Source organism: Candidatus Sodalis sp. SoCistrobi, assembly GCF_900143145.1.
In the GTDB taxonomy this organism is placed as follows: Bacteria; Pseudomonadota; Gammaproteobacteria; order Enterobacterales; family Enterobacteriaceae; genus SoCistrobi.
Genome location: NZ_FRDB01000331.1, coordinates 1 through 2,133 on the forward strand (window position 1 = coordinate 1; position 2,133 = coordinate 2,133).

General features: G+C 54.6%; 3 protein-coding genes. 2 read left to right on the top strand and 1 reads right to left on the bottom strand.

The features are described from left to right. Window positions 1-142 precede the first annotated feature (142 nt). Window positions 143-403: a Rho-binding antiterminator gene (gene rof / locus CINSTRO3249_RS15355; protein WP_074013857.1), complete on the bottom strand. Its 261-nt coding sequence runs from the start codon at window positions 401-403 to the stop codon at window positions 143-145. Between the two features lie 247 nt (window positions 404-650). Between rof and CINSTRO3249_RS15360 the strand changes: the two genes are divergently transcribed. Together CINSTRO3249_RS15360 and CINSTRO3249_RS15365 are read left to right on the top strand one after the other, a co-directional pair. Continuing rightward, the gene (locus tag CINSTRO3249_RS15360) at window positions 651-1,187 is read left to right on the top strand and encodes a YaeQ family protein (RefSeq protein WP_074013858.1); all 537 of its coding nucleotides are present in this window, start codon (window positions 651-653) and stop codon (window positions 1,185-1,187) included. Window positions 1,188-1,380: 193 nt separating this feature from the next. Then, window positions 1,381-1,800 (top strand): copper resistance protein NlpE N-terminal domain-containing protein, encoded by a 420-nt coding sequence (locus CINSTRO3249_RS15365; RefSeq protein ID WP_074013859.1) that lies wholly within the window; start codon window positions 1,381-1,383, stop codon window positions 1,798-1,800. The last annotated feature ends 333 nt before the right edge of the window (window positions 1,801-2,133 follow it).

The following is a 2,133-nucleotide window of genomic DNA, read 5'->3' on the forward strand; positions in this document are numbered from 1 at the left end:
GTCATATGCTGTTTAACCAGCGTCTGATATCGGCGGGTAAGGCGAGAGTCAATCCCGCCAACAGATAGGTTGAAATCATTCTGCAAAGTAATAACAGGTATCACGATAAATGTGTAGATACCTATGCACAAGGGGGAGGGGGTTATTCTGCGCTGACCACCACGGTGCCCAGTTCGGGATGGGTGAAACTGGCAATATGATCCAGCCGGATGTCCTGTCTGACGCCCGCCTGCTCGATCACCAGATATTCAACGCGCTTTCTCGACAGCATTTCGCGTGCCGCGCCGGCCACTGTTTCCCCGTTACGGAGCGTCAGGTTCAATACCCAATGGCTCGTACAGGCGAGCTCAAGATTATCGTAGTCATCACAGTTAATGGGCTGATATTCTTCATTCATAGTCATAAGCGCTCACCTACATTTATTGGGCGGTAAATGCCGCCTGTTCCCTGAGGAAGGATAGACCGCGAATTGCCGGCGATCCCACACATCAATCAACAGTTATTCCTTAAACGACTATAGCACAGAGCGCCGCCAATCCTTTAAGAAAAGGCGCGGACGTCGCGGTCAACAGGCCCGTAAACCGGCGCTGCTGGCCGCCAACCGGCGAAGTCGAGTACACTGCCGTCATCACCAAAAAAGGGAAATCACAATGGCGCTGAAAGCTACCATCCACAAAGCCACGGTCAATATTGCCGATATGGACCGCAATTATTATTCTGAAGCCAATCTGGTATTGGCGCAACACCCCTCGGAAACCCCGCAGCGAATGATGTTGCGGTTACTGGCTTGGCTATGTCACGCCCACGAGCGCCTGGAATTCACCCGTGGACTGAGCGCGGAAGAGGAGCCGGCGCTGTGGTGGCGAAATGACCATGGCGCAGTGGAATGGTGGATTGAACTGGGCCTGCCGGACGAAAAACGCTTACGCAAGGCTTGCCATCAGGCCCGTCATGTCGTGCTGTACGCCTATAATGCGCGCGCCGCCCGCGTTTGGTGGCAGCAAAACCAGCCGTTGTTGTCCGCGCAGGCAAATTTGTCGGTACGCTTCATCGACGATGAACAGCTTAATGCACTGGCGAGTCTGGTGCAGCGTTCGATGGTGCTGCAGGCGACGCTGCAGGATGGCCTTATCTGGTTATCCCATGCCGACCAACAGTTGGAGATTGCCTTAGAGGTGTGGCAGTAGCGTGCGTATTAGCCCGGTACGGCGGCAGATCACCGCGCGGGAGCACCCTGGACAGCCGGCGCGTTGATTAAGAATAATCTGGAAAGTGCCCTATTACTCTGTTAACTGATAATGTAGAGAACTTTTATTTAGTTTGAATGTAATAATATCATCGACCACCCTCTCGCTAACCAGAAGATAAAAGGAGAACCGGGTGAAAAGATTGATATTGATTTTAGTCATTACGCTTAGCGGCAGCGTATTGCCCGGCTGCCATATCGCGCCGCCGGCGGCGGATGGGGCCTTTACGCCCATGCAGCAGTATTATCAAGGGACGTTGCCGGGCGAAAACCGCGAGGCAATTGAAACCTCATTATTTCTCGCTGAAAATGGCACCTTTGTCATGCAACAGCTCTACAGCACCGGCGTCCGCGTCGACCGCGTACAATCCAGCGCGGGTCAATGGGCGCGTACCGCCGACAAATTAACGCTGGTGGAAAATGCGACGGGCAAAAAGCACTTTTTCCGTCCGGCGGGCAATTCGCTGGAAATGCTGGATGATAATGGCGTGATGATCCCGTCCGCCGGATGCCGTTTTTTGCTGATGCCGCCGCGCGATAGAGTGATGACCTGACGCCGTGCCGTACCTTGAGTCATCGTCAGGCCGCGACAGCACCCATTTACAGACCCGACGTTACAGGCCGGGGAGGCCGGCCCCCCGCGGCACAACGCGGAAGGCGCGCAAGTCAGCTGGCCCGTTGGGGGGTGTGTTCGGTAACCCGGCTGCTTTAAGGGGCTAGCCAGCGGTTGCTGCGGGCGCTGCCTTGACGCGGCAGCCAGGGCATAGGTATCTACACATTTATCGTGATACCTGTTATTACTTTGCAGAATGATTTCAACCTATCTGTTGGCGGGATTGACTCTCGCCTTACCCGCCGATATCAGACGCTGGTTAAACAGCATATGA

Excerpts from the sequence above, each read along its gene's own strand:
- rof (WP_074013857.1), bottom strand. The coding sequence starts at position 403 with ATGACTATGAATGAAGAATATCAGCCCATTAACTGTGATGACTACGAT.
- CINSTRO3249_RS15360 (WP_074013858.1), top strand. The coding sequence starts at position 651 with ATGGCGCTGAAAGCTACCATCCACAAAGCCACGGTCAATATTGCCGAT.